Consider the following 234-nt stretch of genomic DNA (forward strand, 5'->3'; position numbering starts at 1 on the left):
TCGAACGGGCGATGTTGTGTGAACCGCACGAACCCGACCTTCGGCAGACGGACCTTGCCCGCCTCGATGCGGATCGTGCCATGCTGGTTGTTCGTCGTGTAGGAGGCGCGCGACCGTCGTCTCGATTTGAAGTTCGGGAAGCCGCCCGTCCCGGCGAAGAACTTCGCGAACGCGGTGTCGAGGTTCAGTTTCGCGTTCGCGAGCGCGAGGCTGTCCGCCTCGGCGAGGAACGGG

At 65.0% G+C, this 234-nt stretch carries 1 pseudogene; it reads right to left on the reverse strand.

Features of this window, described 5'->3' with window-relative positions:
- Positions 1-234, reverse strand: a pseudogene (locus KNP62_RS15530) (RNA-guided endonuclease TnpB family protein); the annotation flags it as partial.

It is taken from the genome of Exiguobacterium sp. s183, from assembly GCF_018617655.1.
GTDB lineage: Bacteria > Bacillota > Bacilli > Exiguobacteriales > Exiguobacteriaceae > Exiguobacterium > Exiguobacterium aestuarii_A.